Source organism: Cognatundibacterium aquatile (assembly GCF_014699135.1).
Lineage (GTDB): Bacteria > Pseudomonadota > Gammaproteobacteria > Burkholderiales > Burkholderiaceae_D > Undibacterium > Undibacterium aquatile.
On sequence record NZ_JACOFT010000003.1, the window covers coordinates 13,159 to 37,378 of the forward strand.

At 51.2% G+C, this 24,220-nt stretch carries 19 protein-coding genes and 1 riboswitch; of the genes, 14 read left to right on the plus strand and 5 right to left on the minus strand.

Going from position 1 to position 24,220, the window contains the following annotated elements; all coding sequences use genetic code 11:
• The first annotated feature begins 13 nt into the window (after positions 1-13).
• The 7 genes from H8K26_RS08640 to H8K26_RS08670 all read left to right on the plus strand — a co-directional run bounded on the left by H8K26_RS08640 (position 14) and on the right by H8K26_RS08670 (position 6,627).
• Positions 14-910 (plus strand): amino acid ABC transporter substrate-binding protein, encoded by an 897-nt coding sequence (locus tag H8K26_RS08640; RefSeq protein ID WP_186882754.1) that lies wholly within the window; start codon positions 14-16, stop codon positions 908-910.
• Positions 911-1,081: 171 nt separating this feature from the next.
• A complete protein-coding gene (locus H8K26_RS08645; RefSeq protein ID WP_186882755.1) occupies positions 1,082-2,029 on the plus strand; it encodes a transporter substrate-binding domain-containing protein in 948 nt (315 codons plus the stop codon).
• A gap of 201 nt (positions 2,030-2,230) precedes the next feature.
• Complete coding sequence (locus H8K26_RS08650; RefSeq protein ID WP_186882756.1) at positions 2,231-2,983, plus strand: amino acid ABC transporter permease; 753 nt, start codon at positions 2,231-2,233, stop codon at positions 2,981-2,983.
• Between the two features lie 2 nt (positions 2,984-2,985).
• The gene (locus tag H8K26_RS08655) at positions 2,986-3,678 is read left to right on the plus strand and encodes an amino acid ABC transporter permease (protein ID WP_186882757.1); all 693 of its coding nucleotides are present in this window, start codon (positions 2,986-2,988) and stop codon (positions 3,676-3,678) included.
• Between the two features lie 98 nt (positions 3,679-3,776).
• Positions 3,777-4,505: an amino acid ABC transporter ATP-binding protein gene (locus H8K26_RS08660; RefSeq protein WP_186882758.1), complete on the plus strand. Its 729-nt coding sequence runs from the start codon at positions 3,777-3,779 to the stop codon at positions 4,503-4,505.
• A 233-nt stretch (positions 4,506-4,738) separates the two neighbouring features.
• A complete protein-coding gene (gene pyrC, locus H8K26_RS08665) occupies positions 4,739-5,803 on the plus strand; it encodes a dihydroorotase (RefSeq protein ID WP_190478887.1) in 1,065 nt (354 codons plus the stop codon).
• Between the two features lie 5 nt (positions 5,804-5,808).
• A complete protein-coding gene (locus H8K26_RS08670; RefSeq protein ID WP_190478889.1) occupies positions 5,809-6,627 on the plus strand; it encodes a DUF3025 domain-containing protein in 819 nt (272 codons plus the stop codon).
• Positions 6,628-6,730: 103 nt separating this feature from the next.
• On the opposite strand, the gene H8K26_RS08675 is transcribed toward H8K26_RS08670, so the two are convergent.
• From H8K26_RS08675 to H8K26_RS08695, 5 genes are all read right to left on the minus strand, one after another.
• A complete protein-coding gene (locus H8K26_RS08675) occupies positions 6,731-8,401 on the minus strand; it encodes a methyl-accepting chemotaxis protein (protein ID WP_190478891.1) in 1,671 nt (556 codons plus the stop codon).
• Positions 8,402-8,701: 300 nt separating this feature from the next.
• Positions 8,702-8,944, minus strand: a complete 243-nt coding sequence (locus H8K26_RS08680; protein ID WP_190478892.1) for a YdcH family protein — start codon at positions 8,942-8,944, stop codon at positions 8,702-8,704.
• Between the two features lie 147 nt (positions 8,945-9,091).
• Positions 9,092-10,690, minus strand: a complete 1,599-nt coding sequence (locus tag H8K26_RS17950; protein WP_190478894.1) for a methyl-accepting chemotaxis protein — start codon at positions 10,688-10,690, stop codon at positions 9,092-9,094.
• A gap of 343 nt (positions 10,691-11,033) precedes the next feature.
• Positions 11,034-11,477, minus strand: a complete 444-nt coding sequence (locus tag H8K26_RS08690) for a DUF2147 domain-containing protein (RefSeq protein ID WP_190478897.1) — start codon at positions 11,475-11,477, stop codon at positions 11,034-11,036.
• A gap of 169 nt (positions 11,478-11,646) precedes the next feature.
• Positions 11,647-14,472, minus strand: coding sequence for a valine--tRNA ligase (locus tag H8K26_RS08695; protein ID WP_190478899.1), 2,826 nt, complete (start codon positions 14,470-14,472; stop codon positions 11,647-11,649).
• Positions 14,473-14,759: 287 nt separating this feature from the next.
• On the opposite strand from H8K26_RS08695, the gene H8K26_RS08700 reads away from it, so the two are divergent.
• The 7 genes from H8K26_RS08700 to H8K26_RS08730 all read left to right on the plus strand — a co-directional run bounded on the left by H8K26_RS08700 (position 14,760) and on the right by H8K26_RS08730 (position 24,098).
• Positions 14,760-16,802, plus strand: a complete 2,043-nt coding sequence (locus H8K26_RS08700; protein ID WP_190478901.1) for a tetratricopeptide repeat-containing diguanylate cyclase — start codon at positions 14,760-14,762, stop codon at positions 16,800-16,802.
• A gap of 126 nt (positions 16,803-16,928) precedes the next feature.
• Positions 16,929-17,032: riboswitch (TPP riboswitch) on the plus strand.
• Between the two features lie 84 nt (positions 17,033-17,116).
• Positions 17,117-19,042 carry a phosphomethylpyrimidine synthase ThiC gene (gene thiC / locus H8K26_RS08705; RefSeq protein WP_190478903.1) on the plus strand — a complete coding sequence of 642 codons (1,926 nt, stop codon included), beginning with the start codon at positions 17,117-17,119 and terminating at the stop codon, positions 19,040-19,042.
• A 12-nt stretch (positions 19,043-19,054) separates the two neighbouring features.
• Positions 19,055-19,255: a sulfur carrier protein ThiS gene (gene thiS / locus H8K26_RS08710; RefSeq protein ID WP_186883309.1), complete on the plus strand. Its 201-nt coding sequence runs from the start codon at positions 19,055-19,057 to the stop codon at positions 19,253-19,255.
• Between the two features lie 63 nt (positions 19,256-19,318).
• Positions 19,319-20,128, plus strand: a complete 810-nt coding sequence (locus H8K26_RS08715) for a thiazole synthase (RefSeq protein WP_190478905.1) — start codon at positions 19,319-19,321, stop codon at positions 20,126-20,128.
• On the plus strand, positions 20,128-20,916 hold the full coding sequence (thiD, locus tag H8K26_RS08720; RefSeq protein ID WP_223826932.1) for a bifunctional hydroxymethylpyrimidine kinase/phosphomethylpyrimidine kinase: 789 nt from the start codon (positions 20,128-20,130) through the stop codon (positions 20,914-20,916). The genes H8K26_RS08715 and thiD overlap by 1 nt, the downstream gene beginning before the upstream one ends.
• A gap of 6 nt (positions 20,917-20,922) precedes the next feature.
• Entirely contained in the window at positions 20,923-21,546 is a 624-nt protein-coding gene (thiE, locus tag H8K26_RS08725) for a thiamine phosphate synthase (RefSeq protein WP_190478907.1), read from the plus strand.
• 266 nt (positions 21,547-21,812) lie between these two features.
• Positions 21,813-24,098 carry a UvrD-helicase domain-containing protein gene (locus tag H8K26_RS08730; protein WP_190478908.1) on the plus strand — a complete coding sequence of 762 codons (2,286 nt, stop codon included), beginning with the start codon at positions 21,813-21,815 and terminating at the stop codon, positions 24,096-24,098.
• Positions 24,099-24,220: the final 122 nt, after the last annotated feature.

A 24,220-nucleotide genomic window follows, 5' to 3' on the forward strand; every position in this document is an offset into this window, starting at 1 on the left:
AAAAGGAGTTTGTATGAAAGCCGTAACCCGCCGGATAAAGTTCTGGACCCTGTGTTGTCTCGCCTCGGGTTTTTCTCCCGCAATTATGGCCGACACACTCAGCCACATAAAAGAAACCCAGACGGTGACGATCGCTCACCGTGAGGCATCCTTACCGTTTTCTTATCTCCCCGACTCAAAGTTACCGACAGGGTATGCCGTCGATATCTGTCTTAAATTTGTCGACGCCATCAAGAAAGAACTGAAAGCGCCGAATTTAAAAGTGCATTATTTGCTGGTCACACCAAGCAGCCGTATTCCTGCAATTATTGAAGGCAAAGCAGATATGGAATGTGGTTCCACAACGAATAATGCAGAACGTCGCAAGCAAGTCAGTTTCACGATCCCCCATTTCTTTGCATCGACGCGCATGTTGGTGCGTGCGGATGCCGGGATTAAAAACTGGATCGATCTGAAAGATAAAAAAGTCGTGACGACCAAAGGCACGACGACCGTTAAGTTGTTACACGAGAGGGATAAGGCGCGTAGCCTGAATTTGCGCTTGCTGGAAGGGAATGACCATGCGGAATCGTTCAGCATGGTGGAAAAATTCCAGGCCGATGCATTCCCTATGGATGACGTATTGCTTTACGGATTCCGCGCCAATAGCAAAGAGCCGGAAAAATTTGCTGTTGTTGGCGACTCTTTATCGACCGAGCCGTATGCCGTCATGTTGCGTAAAGATGATCCTGCTTTCAAAGACTTGCTGGACCGTGAAATGGCACGGATGATGAATGACGGAGAGCTCACAAAGCTGTATGACAAGTGGTTTAAAAAGCCAATCCCGCCTAAAGGTGCTAACCTGAATATGCCGATGGGGGTTTTGTTGCGCGACACTATTCGTTTTCCTAACGATAAAGTGGGCGATTAATTGCTAAAAAGCTTAGACCATCCTACATGCGTGACCGGATTGTTCACTATTTTTGTGTCGATACGTGTTTCTACTTATTAAAATGTCTGAAAATAAGAAACTGTCATGGAGCGGTTTTGATAAACTTCGTCGTAGCGGGATGATCTTTTTGGTTTAACTTTGGGAGATAGTATGAAATTATTAAAAGTTCTGGCGCTGATGCTCAGTGCAGGTGTGATCGCTGGTTCGGCGCAAGCGCAGGAAACCGGTACACTGAAAAAAATTAAAGATACCGGCACCATTACTCTGGGTGTGCGTGATTCCTCTATCCCATTTTCGTATCTTGACGATAAGCAATCATATCAAGGTTATTCGATTGATTTGTGCATGAAGATCGTCAGCGCGGTACAAAAGCAATTAGGTTTGAGCAGCCTCAATGTCAAACTCAATCCTGTGACGTCAGCGACCCGTATTCCGCTGATGGCGAACGGCACTATCGATCTTGAGTGCGGCTCGACAACGAATAACGTTGAGCGTCAAAAACAGGTGGCATTTGCACCAACGACTTTCGTTACCGCTAACCGTATCCTGGCGAAAAAATCCTCCAACATCAAATCGCTGACTGATCTGAAAGGCAAAGCAGTTGTATCGACTTCCGGTACCGCCAATCTGAAACAATTGACGACACTGAATGCTGACCAGAATCTGGGCATCAACATTTTGCCGGCTAAAGATCATGCAGAAGCTTTCCTGATGGTGGAAACTGGCCGCGCTGTTGCGTTTGTGATGGATGATATTTTGCTTGCATCTCTGGCAGCTAATTCCAAAAATCCTGGCGAATACGAAATCAGCAAGGAAGCTTTGTCGGTAGAGCCATACGGCATCATGCTGCGCAAGGATGACGCTGCATTCAAGAAAGTGGTTGATACAGCGATCAGCAATGTCCTGACTTCAGGCGATGTGAATCGCATCTACCACAAGTGGTTCCTGCAACCGATTCCACCAAAAGGTATTTCGCTGAATTGGCCAGTCTCCGAGCAACTCAAAGCGGTAATGGCAAAACCAACAGATTCTGGTGAACCATCTGCGTACGCTGCTGTACCGGAAGCACAAAAAGCAGTATTGAAAAAGAAAAAATAAATTTTAGTGGTTGAGATCGAAGTCATCTTGACGGGAGGTGCTACTCGCCTCCCGTTTTATTTTTGGCTCGTCGGTGAGCTGATCAAGGCGTTTCGGTATTGATGCCGCCGAGTGTCATTGGCCCGGCTGAAACCAGAGACCACCGCGGACGAAAATAAGTTTGGATAACAAGATGACGGGTGTTTGCTTTAGGGGAGTGAGATGAATTACAACTGGAACTGGAACATTTTTTGGGAGGCTGCGCCCGATGGCGGTGGCACCTATTTTGATTCTTTGCTTTCCGGCGTGCTGTGGACCTTAGCCACAGCAGCTCTGGCGTGGATTATCGCCCTGGTATTAGGCGCGATCATAGGTACGATACGCACTGCGCCAAATAAATGGGCGGCGAAACTGGCGAATGGCTACGTCGAATTATTCCGTAACATTCCGCTGCTGGTGCAAATGTTTCTCTGGTATTTCGTGATGCCGGAACTGGTGCCGACGGCGATGGGAAACTGGCTTAAATCCATGCCGAATGCGCCCTTTATTACCGCCGTGCTGAGTCTTGGCTTCTTTACTTCGGCACGTGTTGCAGTACAGGTGTCAACTGGTATCAACGCTTTGCCGCGCGGCCAGCGTATGGCAGGTACGGCGTTAGGTCTGACCTTACCGCAGACGTATCGTTATGTGTTGTTGCCGATGGCGTTCCGCATCATCATTCCGTCACTTACGAATGAGTTGGCGGCGATCATTAAGAACAGCTCGGTCGCTTTGACGATAGGTCTGATGGAACTGACTGCCAGCGCCCGCTCCATGCAAGAATTTTCATTTCAGGTATTTGAAGCCTTTACTGCCGCTACCCTGATTTATCTGGTGGTATCGGTGATCGCACTGGTGCTGGCGAATGTTCTGGAAAAAATGCTCGCGGTTCCCGGCTTCATCACTTCGGGTTCTGCTAAGACAGGAGGGCATTAATCATGTTTTCTAATTTCGATTTTGATGTCATCCAACGTTCGTGGGTTTATCTTTTCACGACTGGCATGACATTTACGCTCAAGCTGACTTTGATGGCGATGATCGGTGGTACGGTGCTCGGCACCATACTGGCAATGATGCGCTTGTCCAGCAATAAGCTGATTTCACTGGTGGCGACGACCTACGTCAACATCATGCGTTCGATTCCGCTGGTGATGGTGATTTTCTGGTTTTACTTTCTGGTGCCGTACATCGGTGCCTGGCTGACCGGGGCGACCGAACCGATACAGGTCGGTGCGTTTTCATCGTGCCTGATTACCTTCGTGATGTTTGAAGCGGCGTATTACTGCGAAATCATGCGTTCCGGTATTCAGTCGATTCCGCGCGGGCAGATCTGGGCTGGTTATGCATTGGGTATGAACTACTGGCAAACCATGGGCCATATCGTATTGCCGCAGGCTTTCCGCAATATGATTCCGGTATTACTGACGCAAACGATCGTGCTGTTCCAGGACGTTTCGCTGGTCTATGTGTTATCGATTACGGACTTCGTCGGTGCGGCATCGAAAGTAGCGCAACGCGATGGTCGTCTGGTGGAAATGTATTCATTTGTCGCTGTTGTGTATTTCATCATGTGTTTTGGCTTGTCCAGTCTGGTGAAAAAACTGCAGCAGAAAGTAGCGATTATTCGCTGAGGATTATTCACTGAGAAACGCCGGAAAATGACGCGCTGCCAGGTTCTGTCGCCAGCGTATTTTCCGCCACTTCTCTCGTTGAGATATTGGAGATAAAAATGATCAAATTAAATAACGTCAGCAAATGGTATGGTCAGTTTCAGGTATTGACCGATTGCACAACCCAGGTCGCTAAAGGCGAGGTCGTGGTGGTTTGCGGCCCGTCTGGCTCAGGTAAATCGACACTGATTAAAACCGTCAATGGTCTGGAGCCGTTTCAGAAAGGTGAGATCACTGTGGATGGCGTTTCTGTCGGCGATCCGAAAACAGATTTATCCAAACTGCGCGCCCGCATCGGTATGGTGTTTCAGAATTTTGAGTTGTTTCCGCATCTGTCGATACGCCAGAATCTGACGCTCGGACAGATGAAAGTACTGGGACGCACAGAAGACGAAGCCACTGAACGCGGTTTGAAATATCTGGATCGCGTCGGTCTGATTGCGCAGAAAGATAAATTCCCCGGCCAGCTGTCCGGTGGTCAGCAGCAACGTGTGGCGATTGCGCGCGCCTTGTCGATGGACCCGATTGCGATGTTATTCGATGAACCGACATCGGCGCTTGATCCTGAAATGATTAATGAAGTGCTCGACGTCATGGTCGGTCTGGCGCAAGACGGCATGACGATGATGGTCGTGACACATGAAATGGGTTTTGCAAAAAAAGTCGCGAACCGTATCGTGTTCATGGATAAAGGCGTGATTGTGGAAGATTGCGTGAAAGATGAATTCTTCACCAATGCGCGCTCTGACCGCGCACGTGATTTCCTCGCGAAGATCATCACGCACTGATCACATCGTCAGTGCAGTGTTGTGCTGCGCTGATCGCGATCTGAATAAAAAACGCACTCCCTCAAAGGAGTGCGTTTTTCATATACTCCCCCTCATTTTTATAGAAATTGCCCTGATGTCGGCATAAACAATGGGCGTTTAAAGATACTGGGGGGAGTATATTTTTATGCTTTCTGCGCGACGCGCGGAAAGGTAGAATGGCGGCTAGACAGAATTTGCTACTGAAAGCCACCATGACCACTTCCCCTATCCAAACGCCGACCCAGACGCTGACGATCACCCGTCCCGATGACTGGCACTTGCATCTACGCGATGGCGATGCCTTAGCCAGTGTCTTGCCGCACACGGCAGCACAATTTGCGCGCGCAATTGTGATGCCGAATCTGAAACCACCGGTCACGACGACGGAGCAGGCCGCCGCCTATCGCCAGCGCATTCTCGCCGCGTTGCCAGCCGGAATGCAGTTTGAGCCGCTGATGACTTTATACCTGACGGACAATACGCCGCCGGATGAAATCCGCCGCGCCAAAGACAGTGGCTTTGTACATGCAGTCAAACTGTATCCTGCCGGTGCCACCACGAATTCTGATGCCGGTGTAACTGACCTGAAAAAATGCTACAAGACACTGGAAGTCATGCAGGAAGTCGGGCTGCCGTTTCTGGTGCATGGCGAAGTGACGGATGCCGCGATTGATCTGTTTGACCGCGAAGCCGTCTTCATCGAGCGCGTGATGCAGCCGCTGCGCAAGGATATGCCGGAACTGCGCGTGGTGTTTGAACACATCACCACCAGCGAAGCAGCGGCGTATGTGGCCGAGGCTGCCGGCCCGGTCGCAGCGACGATTACCGCACATCATCTGCTGTATAACCGCAATGAGATTTTCAAAGGCGGTATCCGTCCGCATTACTATTGTCTGCCTGTATTGAAACGCGAAACGCACCGCCAGGCACTGCTGAAAGCGGCGACATCCGGCAGCCCCCGATTCTTCCTCGGTACCGATTCTGCGCCGCATCCGAAAGGGCTGAAAGAACACGCCTGCGGCTGCGCTGGTTGCTATACCGCCTTGCATGCGATGGAGTTGTACACTGAGGCGTTTGATCAGGCTGGCGCTTTAGATAAGCTGGAAGCTTTTGCGAGTTTCAATGGCCCGGATTTTTACCGCCTGCCACGTAACAGCGGCACGATCACACTCCAGCGCGAAGACTGGACTTTACCGGCAGAATTACCATTTGCCGGAACCACCATCGTGCCATTAAATAGCGGCGAGACGATACATTGGAAAATGCTGGCGGATTAAGTCGGATGTCGTCACGTTTTTTTGATCAGATAGACTGGTCGCAAGCCTGGTTTGCAACGGTACGTCCGGCGGCAATGCAGTTAGTCGCCGCGCCAGAGTGGCGTCCCGCACTGAACCGCATGGCGCAGGAAATGCGCTTGCAGAATCACCGTTCGCTGCCGACACAATTCATTCCGCAAGAAGATTTACCGGAAGGCGTGGCTTACGAGGCGCATATCAGCGCGAGCGGAAATGTGCCTACCCGCGAAAACCTGCACGATTTTTTTAATGCGCTGGTCTGGCTGACGTTTCCCCGCATTAAGCGTCAGCTCAATGCCTTGCAAGCCGCGCAGATTGCTGAACTCGGCATAGGAAAATCACGTGGCCCGGCGCGCGATGCGGCAACCATTTTTGATGAAAATGCCGCTTTGCTGGTGGTAGAGAATTCAGCCAGCGGTGATGCACTGGTTGCGGCTTTGCGCCAGCATCAATGGACAGCGGCATTTATCGACCACAGAGCTCAGTTTGGCGCGCACGCCGAAGTGCTGAGTTTTGGTCATGCCCTGATGGAAAAACTGGTGCAACCGTATAAGGCGATTACGGCGCACAGCTGGCTGGTGCGGGTCGATGCGGATTATTTTTCTCTGAGTACGCCAGAGCGTTATGCACTGATTGATCAACTGGTCACGGCACAACTGCAAGAGCAGCCCTTAACGACGGCGGGTTACACACCTTTGCCGGTGCTGGGTATTCCCGGCTGGTGGCATACACAGGATTTGAGGTTTTATCAGGACGCGCAGGTATTTCGCCCGGCACGGCAAAACAAAGCGGGGCAGGCTGCATAAGCTGTATCAGCTCCATCAGCCACATAACTCACATAAGCCGCATTGTTTTGCCCGGCACGTTCAACGCTACAGAGCGTTGAACGCCGGAGATGAAATCGACGCCTCAGTAACCCGCATTGATGAGCTGCTGCTTCCGTTTTTGCTGCAGCAGTGCGCCCATCTCGCCAGATGCCACGCTTTGCTGCGACCTCACAGGCCGTACATGCGTCTGCGTTTTCTGATTGCCGAGCTTAAACACGCTGACCATTTGCGCCAGATTTTGCGCTTGATCCTGCAAGGAGACTGAGGCGGTGGCGGCTTCTTCCACCAGTGCAGAATTCTGCTGCGTCGTATCGTCCATCTGCGTGATCGCCTGATTGACCTGCGCGATACCCAGGCTTTGTTCCTGGCTGGCGCTGGTAATGTCTTGCATAATCGCGGCCACTTGCCCGACGCTGTCGACAATATCGCGCATGGTTGCGCCGGCCTGTTCGACCAGCTTACTGCCCGTCTGCACCTGATCCAGTGAGTCACCGATCAGAACTTTGATTTCCTTTGCGGCTGCCGCGCTGCGCTGCGCCAGATTACGCACTTCGGTCGCCACCACGGCAAAGCCGCGTCCCTGTTCACCGGCGCGCGCAGCCTCTACTGCGGCATTCAATGCAAGGATATTGGTCTGAAATGCGATGCCATCAATCACGCCGATAATTTCGGTAATTTTTGAAGCGGAGCTGTTAATGCCATGCATAGTGCTGACCACTTCGCTGACGACGGCGCCACCTTTTGCCGCTACTTCTGATGCTGACGCTGCGAGCTGATTCGCCTGCCGCGCATTGTCTGCATTTTGGCGTACCGTGGCGTTTAATTCTTCCATTGAGGCCGCAGTCTCCTCCAGCGCGCTGGCTTCTGCTTCAGTGCGCGCAGATAAATCCATGTTACCGGCGGCGATCTGGTTTGACGCCGAGGCGATGGTTTCGGTGCCAGCTCTGACCTGACTGACGATATCCGCCAGACTGTCGCGCATGTGTTTCATCGCATTCAGTAAGCTGCTGTGATCGCTTGATTCAATCTTGATTTCGGTGGACAGATCACCGGCAGCGATGTGGCGCGCAATATCTGCCGCATAAGAAGGCTCACCGCCCAGCTCACGCGTGATACTGCGGGACAGCAGCCAGGCGCAGATCATGCCACAGATAAATGCTGCCAGCGACAGCGCCAGAATCGTACTTTTTGCGCTCTGATAATTATCCTGAACAGCGTTGGCAAGATGATTCAGATATCCGCGCTGCGCTTCCAGTAATTGCTGTACCAACTCCTGATATTTCTTGGCGGCAGGCATAAACACCTGTTCGATAATCCGGTTTGCTTCTTCTGCTTGCCCGCTATTTTTGGCACGTAAAATATCTTCGCGTGCAGCAGTATAAATTTTTCTCTGTTCTGTAATGTCGCTGAATAAGCGCTTTTCTTCATCAGTCGTTAATAAGGGCTCGATCTTGTCGCGCATTTCAGTCGCGCCCTTCATCGTGACCGCAGCATCTTCTGCGAAGAACGCCGTTAACGAGGGATCGCTGCTGCGCGCAATGGCGGCTGTGCGCCGGACACCAACCTGAATGTAACGATACCAGTCAGAAATCATGCGCTCTTTTGCTAATGGCAGCTCCATCATCAGTTTAGTTTCTGAGGCGGTCAGTGCCAGTCGCCATTGTGCAAATCCGGTTGCGATAAATGCGAGCAACAGAATCATGAAAAAGCAAAGGCCAAGCCGTGTGCTGATTTTTAAGTTATTGAGATTCATAGTAATAGACGTGCAGATACAGCCATCGTGAAAATAAATGGAGAGAATTAAAAAAAATCAGAGTGTTGTCGGGGCGAAGAAAAAATATCCCGCAAAAAGCTACGGCAACGGGTAACGTTAAACAATATTGCTTGTGTTTGCATAACGCGAATTGTCATATCCGGCCGTCGCAGATATGAACAGCATTCAACAGGTTGACGTGGGTAAAGACCGCTTATGACGGATAAACTGTCTTATCCCACGTACTGTTGAATGCCAGCTCCGGCTAGTGAAAACTATCCGGAGACACAGGCATCCCGATCAGGATGCTGTTTGCAACAAATGGAATAACTGATCTTTCAGGCTGATACGGACTTTCTTCAGATTTTCCAAGGCTTCATCGGCCAGATGTTCCACATCATTTTCTGCGCGATTGACAGCTTTGTCCGCTTCGTCGTATTCACTGAATAATTTTGCAAAGTGTGCATTCTGCAATTTCATTGTGTGAATTTTGTCTTTAAATTCAGGAAATTCCACTGCTAAAGGATGATGTTCTACTTGCATATGTGCTCCAGTTAAAATTTGTAAATGTCAGTCTGACCTTATGGTATTCGGTTCCTCTTTTTATAGCGTGATATAGATCAATTGATTCAAAGTATTTCAGCTGAGCCAAAGGTAAGTCAAAGGTGAATTATTGCAGTGCCGCCGTACTCAGCTCAGACGCAAAGCCGGCTGGCTGCTAAGTGTAGCAGCACGGTGTGTTGCTGGCAGGGTGAAAATGCTGACTGCCTGTGTCAGTGCCATCGCCTGTTCCTCCATGCTTTCGGCAGCAGCAGCGGCTTGTTCCACCAGTGCCGCATTTTGCTGCGTCATTTCATCCATCTGGGTAATGGCAAGGTTAATCTGTTCTATGCCGGAACTTTGTTCCATGCTGGCCGCCGTGATCTCGCTCATGATGTCCGCCACATGCTGCACACTTTTGACAATCTCATCCATGGTTTTGCCGGCGTTATCGACCAGTGCACCACCCTGATCCACCTTGCTGACTGAATCGTCGATCAGCAGCTTGATTTCTTTGGCTGCCGTCGCACTGCGCTGTGCCAGGTTACGGACTTCGGAGGCGACGACGGCAAAGCCGCGTCCCTGTTCGCCAGCGCGTGCCGCTTCTACTGCGGCGTTCAGCGCCAGAATGTTGGTCTGGAAGGCGATGCCGTCAATCACGCTGATGATGTCGACAATCTTTTTGGAACTGTCTTTAATCGATCCCATCGTTGCCACGACTTCCTGCACCACGGTGCCGCCTTTTACCGCGACTTGTGTGGCCGACACTACCAACTGATTCGCCTGGCGCGCATTATCCGCATTTTGCCTGACTGTGCTGGTCAGTTCTTCCATGGAACTGGCGGTTTCTTCCAGTGAGCCGGCCTGCGATTCTGTGCGGCTAGACAGATCCGCATTGCCATGAGCAATTTCCTGCGAGGCGACGGTAATCGTTTCGGTTCCCTGCTTGATCTGGCTCACTGTTGCCAACAGGTTGTTTTGCATTTGCAGCAGCGAACGCAGCAAATCACTCAGTTCATCGCGCCCTTCAGCTTTTATGCTGGTGCTGAGATCACTGTTGGCAATACGGTCGGCAAATGCGGCAGCATTCGTGATCGGTTCGATAATGCTGCGCGCAATCATCCATGCCGCAACGCCACCCAGTGCCAGGGTTAGCAAGCCGATGATCAGCATGCTGGCCAGCGATTTCCTGTAATTACTGTTGGAGCCATCGTAGGCGACTTGCATGGCTTCATGCTGTTGCTTTGCCAGTTCAGATAATTCGTTCATCCATTTTTCATGCGGCACGACGAATTCCGTTTGCAGCAAAGCAGAGGCATCGAAGTAATTTCCTTCTGCAACAAAATCACGGATTTTTTTTGAGATCGATAAGATTGCTGTTTTCTGATCCAGAGCCTGCTTCAGCGTTTTTTGACCAGCCGCATCGTCAATCAGCTTTTTCGCCAGCGTTTCAGATGTGTCATATATTTCCAGTGTGCTGGCCAGCCGTTTTGATTCCTGCGCTGCTTCGGCGAGGTCACGCGGAGAACTCATTTTTTTGAGTACCAGCGCTAAGGCGCGGCCTTGTTCGCGCATTTCGGTGGCGGCATTCAGACTCGCGACTTTGGTCTGAAAGATGTAGTCGGTTGAGCCTTGTAACTGACTCAGTTTATACAGACCGAGAATCAGCAAGACCGTTGCAAACAGCAGCACGATACCAAAGCCCAGCATCAGGCGGGTGCGAATCTTGAGTTCGGTCAGGTAGCTCATGGTCAGTTTCTTTTCTTTAAAATAGTATCTGCCTGAATCGCGGCTACAGATTCTGAAGACCGTACCGCGCGATGATGCTTCATCTTATTGCAAAAATTTACCTGTGGAATTATTTTCTCAAAAAAACCACTGTTGATCGCCGTGATTTTTTGCAACAACGTGCGTACCAATTCTGTGTAAGTAAAGTTGGTTTTTTTTCGTGGTGTGTATGCAAATGTTTAATCTGCAATGCTGTTTGTCGCATGCTTGAAATCGTACACATCACCACATTTATTTTTTTGAAAAATAAAAAAAGGAAGCGCTTGGCTTCCTTTTTTAATATCAAAATATGTGACCGGCAGGCTTATTGTTCCCGCAGCCAGACCTGTGTGCGGCCAAGAAATGGTGTACCGATGTAACCGCGGACATTGAGTTTTTTATTGTTATCAGCGAGGGTCAGTTTGCTGCTGTATAACTTACCATTGCCCGGATCAAGAATTTTGCCGCCATTGTATTCGTCACCGTCTTTTTTCAGACCAAACAAAATAGTCATGCCGATAATCGGCTGATCTTTATTCGCGCCTTCGCATTTGTCGCATTTAGGATTTTTATCTGCATCGGCTTCGAGAAACAATTTTTCGATTTTTCCTTGCAGTTCACCACCGGTTTCAGTGATGCGGATCAGCGCTTTCGGTTTTCCGGTTTTATCGTCGATATTTTTCCAGAGACCGACAGCGGCTTCTTCTGCATGCGCGAAAGAGGAAAACAAGAGGGAAAGAAATGTAGCCAGAAGTGCAGTTTTTTTCATAGTCTCACCAAATAAGTTTATTTTTTTTTGCGGTTTTCATCTGTAGTTACGTACATGAAAACCGCTTTCCTGAGCGCTGATTGTACGTGGCGAAACTTGCGCCACGCACAATATTTTTAGAGCAACTACTTTAATTTAACTCACTGCCTTACTGATTAAACACGCTGTTTCAAGCTGCTGGCAATTTACCAAATTGCTCGCGCAGTTTGACCAGTGTGGCAGAGAAATTCGCCATTCTTTCTTTCTCTTGGGCGACCACCGCAGCTGGTGCGCGCGCGACAAAACTTTCATTGCCGAGCTTGGCTTCTGCTTTGCCGATTTCTGTTTCCAGACGCGTGATTTCTTTACTCAGACGTTCGCGTTCGGCAGCAACATCGATCTCGACTTTCAGCATCAGCTTGGATTCGCCAACGATGGAGACTGGCGCCGGTGATTCCGGCAAGGCGTCCAGCACCTGCACTTCAGACAGCTTGGCTAATGCCTGCAGATACGGTGCAAAGGATTGCAGACGCGCCTTGTCTTCTGCATTTGCTGCTTGCAATAACAGAGGTACACGCAATGCTGGTGATAATTGCATTTCACCGCGCAGATTGCGGCAAGCGTCGGTCATGGCTTTCAGCGCATGCATCCAGGCTTCGGCTGTCTCGTCGATATTCGCTGCCACGGAAAGCGGATACGGCTGCACCATGATGGAGTCGCCTGCTGGATTTAAAGTCTTACCAGCCAGCGGTGCAACGGTTTGCCACAGCGCTTCGGTGACGAAAGGAATCACAGGGTGTGCCAGACGCAGCGTGACTTCGAGTACGCGCAGCAGTGTGCGGCGGGTGGCGCGTTGTTGCGCTTCCGTGCCTTGCTGTACCTGTACTTTAGAAACTTCCAGATACCAGTCACAGTATTCATCCCAGACGAATTTATAAATAGCGGAAGCGATATTGTCGAAACGGTAGTCGGCAAAACCTTTTTCGATTTCTGCTTCTGCGCGTTGCAGTGTCGAGATGATCCATTTGTCGGCTTGTGAATAATCGAGATCGGCATCGGTCACATCTGCACCGAAACCGCAATCTTTACCTTCCGTATTCATCAGTACGAAGCGGGTTGCATTCCACAGCTTGTTGCAGAAATTGCGATAGCCTTCGCAGCGCCCCAGATCGAAGTTGATATTGCGACCGAGTGAAGCGTAGCTCGCCATTGTGAAGCGCAATGCATCTGTGCCGTACGCCGGAATGCCATCGGCAAATTCTTTGCGGGTCGCTTTTTCAATTGCCGTTGCCTGTTTAGGATTCATCAGGCCAACCGTGCGTTTGGCGACCAGATCATCGACTTTGATGCCATCGATCAGATCAATCGGATCGAGTGTGTTGCCTTTCGATTTGGACATTTTCTGACCGCTGGAATCGCGCACCAGACCATGCACATACACGGTGTTGAACGGTACCTTGCCAGTGAAGTGGGTGGTCATCATGACCATGCGTGCCACCCAGAAGAAAATAATATCGAAGCCAGTCACTAACACCGACGAAGGCAGGAAGTGTTTGATGTCCGGTGTTTCTTCCGGCCAGCCCATCGTTGAGAACGGTACCAGCGCAGAAGAAAACCAGGTATCGAGCACGTCGTCATCGCGCTTCAGTGCACCGGTATAGCCAGCTGCCGCGGCTTTTGCTGTTGCCTCTGCTTCATTGCGGGCGACGAAAATTTCACCATTGTCGCCATACCATGCCGGAATCTGATGACCCCACCACAATTGACGCGAGATACACCAGTCCTGAATGTTATTGAGCCATTGGTTGTAGGTATTGGTCCAGTTTTCGGGCACGAATTTGATTTCGCCGGAAGCGACTTTTTCGAGCGCGACTTCAGCGATCGATTTGCCCGGGAAATGCGTACCTTCCGGCGCAGGTTTGCTCATCGCCATGAACCATTGATCGGTCAGCATCGGTTCAATCACCACATTCGTACGGTCACCACGTGGCACCATCAGTTTGTGTGGTTTAACGGATTCGAGTAAGCCTTGTGCATCCAGATCGGCCACGATTTGTTTACGTGCGACGAAACGATCCATGCCCTGATACACCGCTGGCGCGTTTTCATTGATCTTTGCATCCAGTGTCAGGATGCTGATTTTGTCGAGATTGTGACGTTGACCAACGGCGTAATCGTTGAAGTCATGCGCTGGCGTGATCTTCACACAACCGGTACCGAATTCTTTATCGACATAGCTGTCGGCAATTACCGGAATTTCACGGTCGGTCAGCGGTAGTTTCAACATCTTGCCGACCAGATGGAGATAGCGCTCGTCGGTAGGATCAACGGCCACGGCCACGTCACCTAACAAGGTTTCAGGGCGTGTTGTCGCCACTGTCAGATGACCGGAACCATCCGCAAACGGATAGCGGATATGCCACATCGAGCCGTCTTCTTCTTCCGATACGACTTCCAGATCCGAGACTGCTGTGCCCAGCACCGGGTCCCAGTTCACCAGACGTTTGCCCCGATAGATCAGACCTTGCTCGACCAGGCGCACGAATACTTCGGTGACCGATTTCGAGCGTTCCGCATCCATCGTAAAATATTCACGATCCCAATCGGCGGACGCGCCCATGCGACGCATCTGGCCGGTGATCGTGGAGCCGGATTTTTCTTTCCACTCCCAGACTTTTTCGAGGAATTTTTCACGGCCAAGATCATGGCGTGAAATTTTTTGCGCATCGAGCTGACGCTCCACCACGATTTGTGTCGCGATACCGGCGTGATCGGTGCCGGGTATCCACGCCGTGTTGTAACCACGCATACGATAGTAACGCGTCAGACCATCCATGATGGTCTGGTTAAATGCGTGCCCCATATGCAGCGTGCCGGTCACGTTCGGCGGCGGCAACTGGATAGAAAATGAGGGTTTGCCATCGTCCATGCTGGCCGCGAAATAACCGCGTTTCTCCCACTCGGAGCGCCATTGTTGTTCGATTTCTGCGGGTTCGAAAGACTTCGCTAATTCCATGATTGTCTGAAAGTTGAGTGTGCTAAACCTTTGATTATAAATGACAGTGCTGTCTGATATCGCTCTATTACATAATTCTGCCCGGCTTTTTGCTGCTTAGTCCTGTCAATTGTCGTAGAAGTTTTGCTACCTGTTTTTTAGTCGCTCCCGCATTTGTCCCAAAAATGTTATTTTTTGGCGATAAAGTGTTAGGATAGATTTTCCTGCCTTTTACTTTCCGTTGCTTATAAATACCGATGGCGAACCTCAGAACGTGGAATTTTATATCTCTGTGTGTCTGTGGTGCGTTGACCCTTTCGCTATCGGCGTCTCCTGCAAAAGCAGACGAAAAGGCCGATCTTGAACATATCAACAATATCCGGAAATTATCTGATACCGATAATACCGAAGCCTTAAAACAACTTGAGTTCCTGAAACAAAAACAGTTCGCCAAATCGACACCCAAGGTGCGTCTGGAGGCGCTCAAGGTCATCGTCAGCCTGTATTACGATGCGGGACGGATACAGTCAGCGCTTGACAGCATTGCTGAATTAAAAACACTGGCAGGATCTGAACATGATCAGGATGGTGTGGCAATCGCCCGCATCATGGAAAGTTACGCACTGATTGACGACGGGAAACCCGATGATGCGATAAAGAACTTATTACAGATCCGATCTTCTCTGCATGCATCCGCCAGCGCGGAGGTTCGTATGCGTTTGCACAGTGCGTTTGGCTCGGCGTATTACATTACCGGTAATTTTGCGGCGTCATTGCAGCATTTTCTCGAAGCATTACGGCTCACCGATGAGCTGACTACACGCAAAATCGAAAACCGCATGTACAAACTGGACGCCATTGCCAAGTTGTACTCCGTCATGAAAGACCCTGAAAAAGCGCTGGTGACGATAGATGAAGCTTTTTCTTTGTCGCCTTTGTCGCGCTCGCCCAAAACGGCGGCATCGCTGAACATCAGCCAGGGAATTGCCTTATCGGCGCTGCACAGAAATAAGGAGGCGGCCGAAGCGTATAAGCGCGCCCTGAAACTGGCCAACGAGGCGGGATTAGTCGCCATGGCGGTAACCAGCCTGATTAATATCAGCGATTATTACCTGATCATGAATCAGTACCGTCAGGCGGAAAATTATGCAAGGCAGGCACTCAAAGAAGCCGAGACCCTGAAGGATAAGCAATCGATCACCATCGCCCGTGTGAATCTGGGTTTTGCGCTGGCAGGTCAGGGAAAGATTTCCCAAGGCGTTGAGTTGATTAATGACGTAGTGAAGTACTTTCTCGACTCGGATCAGAAGCCGGATGCCGAGGCTATATTGTCTGAGCAGGCCGCGATGTATGAGCGCGCCGGTATGTACAAAGAGGCTTTACAAACCGTGCGTCAGCAGCAAGAACTCAGTAACGAACTATTTCGCTCAGACCGGGCCAAGGCCGTTGCCGCATTACAGGAACAGTTCCATTCCGAGCAAAAGCAGAAGCAGATTGAATTACTGGCGAAAGAAAATGACCTGAAGGACGCGGACATCCGCAATCATCGCTTGCAGCAAATCGTTACGCTGCTGGGGGCGATTGTGACTGTATTGGTGGTAGCATTTTTGTTCCTCTTATATCGCCGGGTAAAGCGGATTAATCTGCAATTGCGTGAAGCTAATTCACAGCTGGAATTTCATGCCATACGCGATCCACTCACTGGGCTATATAACCGCCGTTCTTTCCTCGACATGATGAAGGCAAGAATGGCGCAGACCGAGGCGGAGCGGCGTGATGTGCAGGAACATAATCCGGATTGTCTGATCTTGCTGGATATCGATTATTTCAAACAGATTAATGATGGATTGGGGCACGCCGTTGGGGACGCGGTGTTGATGGAAGTAGCGCACCGGTTGCGGAAAGTGGTGCGGGACACCGATATGGTGCTGCGTTGGGGGGGCGAAGAATTTCTGGTGTTTTCACCAAAATCATCGCCACCCCAGAGCGCCGGTTTGGTTGAACGTCTGCTGCAAGCGGTTGGAGCTGAACCTATCGTCGCCGGTGACAAGGAAATACAGGTCACGGTAACCGCGGGCTTCATTGCCTTGCCATTTTCTGACGTACCAGAGTCGGCATTTGGCTGGGAAAAAGTATTGCAGATTGCCGATATGGCCTTGTACCTGGGGAAGGCGAATGGTCGTAACCGTGCTTACGGTATTTCGCGTTTGTTGGTCCCGCCTGAGTTCGCGTTGCCAGTGCTGGAAACGGATATTTCCACGGCGATTGCGAATGGCATGGTGGAGTTGATCGAAGTGTCGGGGCCACCCAGGCTGGATTTATCATTCGCTAAAACGCCAGAGCCGCATTGATACTGATATTGGTTTGTCTGATTTTCATCATGCAATCGTAAAATTGACACTCTGATTAAATCCGCAATAAACCCGCTATAATGTCGGTCTTCCGGGCAAAGACAAAAGCACTGTTTTTGCCCGGATAAAAAATGCTAGGGGTCCTGTCCGCACTTGTGCGATGACGGGTGAGAAATACCCTCGAACCTGATCTGGATAATGCCAGCGAAGGGAAGCTGCTAAAGACTGCCAACGCCGTACCGCGACGACTGCGCACCTCTTTACAAACTCCTTTGCTGGCTCCATGCCTATATGCAAAGCGCAAAGGAGCCAAAATGAATGCCAACCCACAATTTCTGTCCGCCACCGCGACAGTTGATGAAGCCGCGATACAGCCGCTGCCGAATTCCCGCAAAATCTATGTACAGGGTAGCCGCCCCGATATCCGTGTGCCTATGCGCGAAATCAGCCAGTCTGATACGCCCGCCATGTTCGGTTCGGAAAAAAATCCGCCGATTTATGTCTACGATACATCGGGCCCGTACACCGACCCTGACGTCAAAATCGATATCCGCTCAGGCTTAGCTTCTGTACGTGGCAACTGGATTGCAGAAAGAAACGATACCGAAGAACTGGCTGGCCCGACTTCTGAATATGGCATAGCGCGGCTGAATGATCCCAAGCTGGCTGAACTGCGCTTCAACCTGAAACGCAAACCACGTCGCGCGCTGGCAGGCAAAAATGTGACGCAAATGCACTATGCGCGGCAAGGCATCATCACGCCGGAAATGGAATACATCGCCATCCGCGAAAACCTGCAACGCAAAGCATATCTGGAACAATTAAAAGCGTCCGGCCCTATGGGTAACAAGCTGGCAGATCTGATGGGACGCCAGCATCCGGGGCAGTCTTTTGGTGCAGCCGCATTTTCCAATCCTTCGAATGAGATCACGCCGGAATTCGTGCGCTCAGAAGTTGCACGCGGTCGCGCGATTATTCCGGCGAACATCAATCATCCTGAAGTCGAACCGATGATCATCGGTCGTAATTTTCTGGTGAAAATTAACGCCAATATCGGCAACTCCGCAGTGACTTCATCGATTGGTGAAGAAGTCGAAAAAATGACCTGGGCGATACGCTGGGGCGGCGACAACGTGATGGATCTGTCAACCGGCAAACACATCCACGAAACCCGCGAATGGATCATCCGCAATTCACCCGTTCCTATCGGTACCGTGCCGATTTATCAGGCTTTAGAAAAAGTGAATGGCAAGGCCGAAGATCTGACCTGGGAAATCTTTCGCGACACGCTGATTGAGCAAGCCGAGCAGGGCGTCGATTACTTCACGATCCACGCCGGTGTGCGTTTGCAATATGTGCCACTGACAGCGAAGCGAATGACCGGCATCGTTTCGCGTGGCGGTTCCATCATGGCGAAATGGTGCCTCGCGCATCATAAAGAAAGCTTCCTGTACGAGCATTTCGAAGACATCTGCGAAATCATGAAAGCCTATGATGTGTCATTCAGTCTGGGTGACGGTTTGCGTCCCGGGTCGATTTACGACGCTAACGATGAAGCGCAGCTCGGTGAATTGAAAACCCTGGGCGAACTGACGCAGATTGCGTGGAAACACGATGTACAGGTGATGATAGAAGGGCCAGGTCATGTGCCTATGCATCTGATTAAAGAAAATATGGATCTGCAACTAGAACAGTGCCACGAAGCGCCGTTCTACACGCTGGGACCATTGACGACCGATATCGCACCGGGTTACGACCACATCACTTCCGGCATCGGCGCGGCGCAAATCGGCTGGTATGGCACGGCCATGCTGTGCTATGTCACACCGAAAGAACATCTGGGTTTGCCGAATAAAGTCGACGTCAAAGACGGCATCATCACGTACAAAATTGCCGCGCATGCCGCCGATCTGGCGAAAGGCCATCCGGGGGCACAAATCCGCGATAACGCCTTGTCGAAAGCGCGTTTTGAATTCCGCTGGGAAGATCAGTTCAACATCGGTCTTGACCCTGACAAAGCGCGCGAATTTCACGATGAAACTCTACCGAAAGATTCTGCCAAAGTCGCGCATTTCTGCTCGATGTGCGGGCCGCATTTCTGTTCGATGAAAATCACGCAGGAAGTCCGCGATTACGCAGCGAATCAGGGTATCAGCGAAATCGATGCGCTGAAAAAAGGCATGGAAGTGAAGGCAGTGGAATTCATCAAGTCCGGCGCTGAAATTTATAAAAAACAGTAAGTGGTGACGATGATGGAAATTCAGTTAAATGGCGCGCCGCATCAGATCAGGTCTGCACAACTGGTGGCTGATTTAATTGCCGATCTGAGTCTGATGGATAAAGCGATTGCGGTGGCGGTGAACCGCCAGATTATTCCGCGTTCATGCTGGGCAGATCACGCATTGCAGGCGAATGACAAAGTCGATGTGGTGCGCGCCATTGGTGGCGGCTGATGGCTGAAAAATAACTCAGACAGTTCGCACCAGTTGACAGGAAAAACAGAAAAGGATTTGAACATGCAAACAGAAATAAATAAAGAAATCGACGCAAACAGCGGCCTGACGATTGCCGGTAAAACTTACCGTTCGCGCTTGCTGGTTGGCAGCGGTAAATACAAAGATCTGGAACAGACCAGACTGGCAACCGAAGCCGCAGGCGCGGAAATTATTACGGTTGCAATTCGTCGCGTGAACATCGGGCAAGACCCGAATGTGCCTAGCTTGCTGGATGCGGTGCCGCCATCCAAATACACAATCTTGCCGAATTCAGCCGGATGCTATAACGCAGCAGATGCGGTCTACACCTTGCAGCTCGGGCGCGAATTATTGGGTGGTCACAAGCTGTGCAAACTCGAAGTGTTAGGCGATGAAAAGACCTTGTTCCCGAATATGCCGGAAACCCTGAAAGCCGCGAAAACACTGGTGCAGGATGGCTTTGATGTGATGGTGTATTGCAGCGATGATCCGATACAGGCGCGTATGCTGGAAGACCTCGGCTGTGTCGCGGTGATGCCGCTGGCATCCTTAATTGGTTCCGGTATGGGCATACTGAATCCGTGGAATCTGTCGCTGATTATTGAACAGGCCAGGGTGCCGGTGCTGGTTGATGCTGGCGTTGGCACGGCGTCTGATGCAGCAATTGCGATGGAGTTGGGTTGCGATGGCGTGTTGATGAATACCGCGATTGCTGGTGCTAAAGACCCAGTCCGCATGGCGCGGGCAATGGGGCTGGCGGTGGAGGCGGGGCGCGAAGCGTTTCTGGCCGGACGTATGCCGCGCAAATTTGCAGCGTCACCATCCTCACCGATGGCAGGGCGCATCGTCTGATGGCAGCGACCATGCCGCAGCGCCCGTGCGTACTGGCGTTTGCCGGCCATGACCCTAGTGGCGGCGCTGGCATACAGGCAGACATCGAAGCGATCGACGCGCAGGGCGCACATGCCTTGCCGGTCATTACTGCATTAACTGTGCAAGACAATGATCATGTGTATGCGCTGGAGGCGGTGCCGCACACGCTGATAATTCAGCAAGCACAGTGCTTACTCGACAAAATAACGGTGACTGCGATAAAAGTCGGTATCGCTGGTAATGCAGAAAATGCACGTGCTATTGCTGCACTGATACAGCAGTTGCGGATAAAAAATCCGCGTCTGCCGGTGGTGGTCGATACCGTGCTGGGCAGCGGTCACGGTGATCGTTTATCGTTGGATGATGCGGTCGCTGCGATACAGCCTTTGCTGAAAGTTGCGACGCTGCTGACGCCGAATCTGCCGGAGTTGCAAAGGCTGGTGCCGCACGCCGCAGAACCGCAGGCGCAGGTAAAAATGCTGATGCAGATGACGGCAGCCGATGTCCTGCTGAAAGGCGGACATGCAGCGGGGACACTGGTTGATAATTTTTGGTATTCACATGCCGGGGGTGAACAGCGCTGGCAATGGCCGCGCTTATCCGGTGAATTTCACGGCAGCGGTTGTACGCTGGCGTCTGCGATTGCGGCTCAGCTGGCGCTGGGGCATTCCATGCAACAAGCTTTGCATCAGGCGCAAATCTACACACAACAAAGTCTGCAGCGTGCTTACGCAATCGCAGACGGGCAATTTATTCCGGGGAGATAACTTCAAATGACAAAGATACATACATTGCGTGGTTTATATATCGTGACCCCGGACTGGAACGACACGGAGCAGTTACTCGCCGTCACTGAACAGGCTTTGCTGGGCGGCGCGGCGATTGTTCAGTATCGCCACAAAACGGCAGACATGGAATTGCGGCGGCAACAGGCCACGGCTTTGCTGGCTCTATGCCGTCGCTTTGGAAAACCTTTTATCGTCAACGATCATCTGGATTTGTTTCTGGAAATCGATGCCGATGGTTTGCATGTTGGCGGTACGGATATCTCGGTGGCCGAAGCGCGGGCGCAGATCGGTGCCGATAAAATTCTTGGTGCCTCGTGTTATGGCGATATGCAACTGGCCCGTAGCGCGGTTGCGAGTGGCGCCAGCTACATTGCGTTCGGCGGATTTTATCCATCACGGATCAAACAATATGCGGTCACTACGCCCGCAGATATTGTGAGCGTCGCAGGCAAAGAATTCGATCTGCCGCGGGTCGTGATTGGCGGCATGACGCTGCAAAACTGCCAGCCGCTGATTGCCAACGGGGCGGAAATGGTGGCGGTCATCAGCAGCGTGTATATGGCAGAAAATCCGCGTCAGGCCGCAGTCGATTTCTGCGGCTTGTTTTGAGCTCATTTTGGGCATCAATATACTCCCGGGAGTATATTTTGAAGCCCTTTGTTTATGCTGAGATTAGCCTGGTTTTATCAAATTTCAGGGGGAGTATGCAGAATTCCCGATATTGTTAAGGTATTTTCTGCAGATTTTTTGCTTTAGTGCGGGGCGCTGGTATCGCGCAATCCTATACGTTTTCCGGGCATGCTATTACACGCCGGTTTGCCGGATATTCTGCAGATCGGCGAAGCAGCACAGGGTCTGTCCCGTATAATCGGGGTATGCAAAATTTACTTCACAATCTCAATCCAGAACAGCTTGCCGCTGTGACGTTGCCGGCGCAGTCGGCGCTGATTTTAGCGGGTGCCGGTTCCGGCAAAACCCGCGTGCTGACGACTCGCATTGCGTGGCTGATACAAACCGGCCAGGTGTCCCCGCAGGGTGTGCTGGCGGTGACCTTTACCAACAAGGCGGCGAAAGAATTGCTGACACGCTTGTCGGCGATGTTGCCGATCAATACTCGTGGCATGTGGATAGGTACTTTTCATGGTCTGTGCAATCGCCTGTTGCGCGCGCATCACCGCGATGCCGGTTTGCCGCAAACGTTTCAGATTCTCGATTCCGGCGATCAGTTATCGTTCATCAAGCGCTTGTTGAAAGCGAATAATATCGACGATGAAAAATTCCCGCCTAAGACCCTGATGTATTTCATCAACAGCGCCAAAGATCAGGGTTTGCGTGCCGCGCAGGTCGATGCCTACGATGAGTTCAATCGCAAACTGGTGGGACTGTACGATCTGTATGACGCCCAGTGTCAGCGTGAAGGCGTGGTCGATTTTGCTGAACTGTTGTTGCGCACGTATGAATTACTCAGCCGCAATCAGCCTTTGCGCGAACACTATCAGGCTCGCTTCAAACATATACTGGTCGATGAGTTTCAGGATACCAATGACCTGCAATACAAATGGCTGAAACTCATGGCCGGTGCCGGTAGCAGCCGTGGTGCTGCGGTCTTTGCGGTCGGTGATGACGACCAGAGTATTTACGCTTTCCGTGGTGCGAATGTCGGCAATATGTCGGCATTTGAACGCGAGTTTGAAGTGCAGAATCTGATCAAACTGGAACAGAATTACCGCTCGCATGGCCACATTCTGGACAGCGCCAATATCCTGATTGCGAATAACAGCAAACGTCTCGGAAAAAATCTGCGCACCGATGCCGGGCATGGCGAACCTGTGCGCGTGATGGAAGCCAGCAGCGATATACAAGAGGCAAACTGGATCATAGAAGAAGCAAAAAATCTGATCCGCGAAGGTTTGCCGCGCAGTGAAATCGCGATTCTGTACCGCTCGAACGCCCAGTCGCGCGTGATCGAACATGCCTTGTTCAGCGCGAATATTCCTTATCGTGTGTATGGCGGCCAGCGTTTTTTTGAGCGCGCCGAAATCAAGCATGCGATTGCGTATCTGCAGTTGATGGATAACCTGCACAATGATTCCGCCTTTTTGCGGGTGGTGAATTTCCCTACCCGTGGCATTGGTGCGCGCTCTCTGGAGCAGTTGCAGGATGCTGCTAAACAGCATGCCTGTTCACTGTATGCGGCGGTGCCGTATGTCGGCGGTAAAGCGGGCTCATCGCTGGCAGCATTCATCAAACTGATCGAAGGTGCGCGCTTTGAAACGCAGTATCTGCCTTTGCCGGAGATGGTGCAGATCGTGATCGAGCTCAGCACCCTGAAGACGCATTACCAGACAGAAAAAGAAGGCGCAGACCGCATAGAAAACTTGGATCAGCTGGTGAATGCCGCGAGTTTATTTGTGTCGGAAGAAGGCTTTGGCAAAGATGCCCCAGCGCTGACCGGCCCCGCATCTGCCAATACCGTGTTGCTGGAGAACGGCGATGGCAATGTCATCATCGATGCTGATGCCGCTTTGCCGACTGTCATGTCGCCGTTATCAGCTTTTCTGTCGCATGCGTCGCTGGAAGCGGGTGATAATCAGGCGCAGGCTGGGCAGGATGCGATGCAGTTGATGACGGTGCATTCCGCCAAAGGCTTGGAATTTGATGCGGTATTTATCACCGGTCTGGAAGAAGGCTTGTTCCCGCACGAGAACAGCGCGCAGGAAGAAAGCGGCGTGGAAGAAGAACGGCGTCTGATGTATGTGGCGATTACCCGTGCGCGGCAACGCTTATATCTGAGTTTCTCGCAAACCCGCATGCTGCATGGGCAGACACGCTACAACATGCGTTCGCGCTTTCTGGAAGAGTTGCCGGAAGAATCCTTGAAATGGCTGTCGCCAAAGATTCAGCCGCAATGGTTTGGCAATAAAAAATCGGCATGGGATGATGCTCCTGCTGTAGGCGCGAATCGGATTGCACAGAATTTCAATCAGGTCGCGGATGCGAATGCATGGCGTATCGGGCAGGGCGTCGCGCATCCTAAGTTTGGTGAAGGGGTGATCGTAAATATCGAAGGCAGCGGCACGAATGCGCGTGCGCATATCAATTTCGGTAAGTTCGGAATGAAACTGCTGGATCTGAGTATCGCCAAACTGGAAAAAATCTGATTTTGTGATCGCATAAATTTCGCTGGATGGCTTTAACCGGTCAGCGCAGTTTATTCCGCAACGTGCTGGTGCCTGCGTTGATTGTGTGCGCGGCTGCGGTGTGTTGATCTGCTTAAATTAAT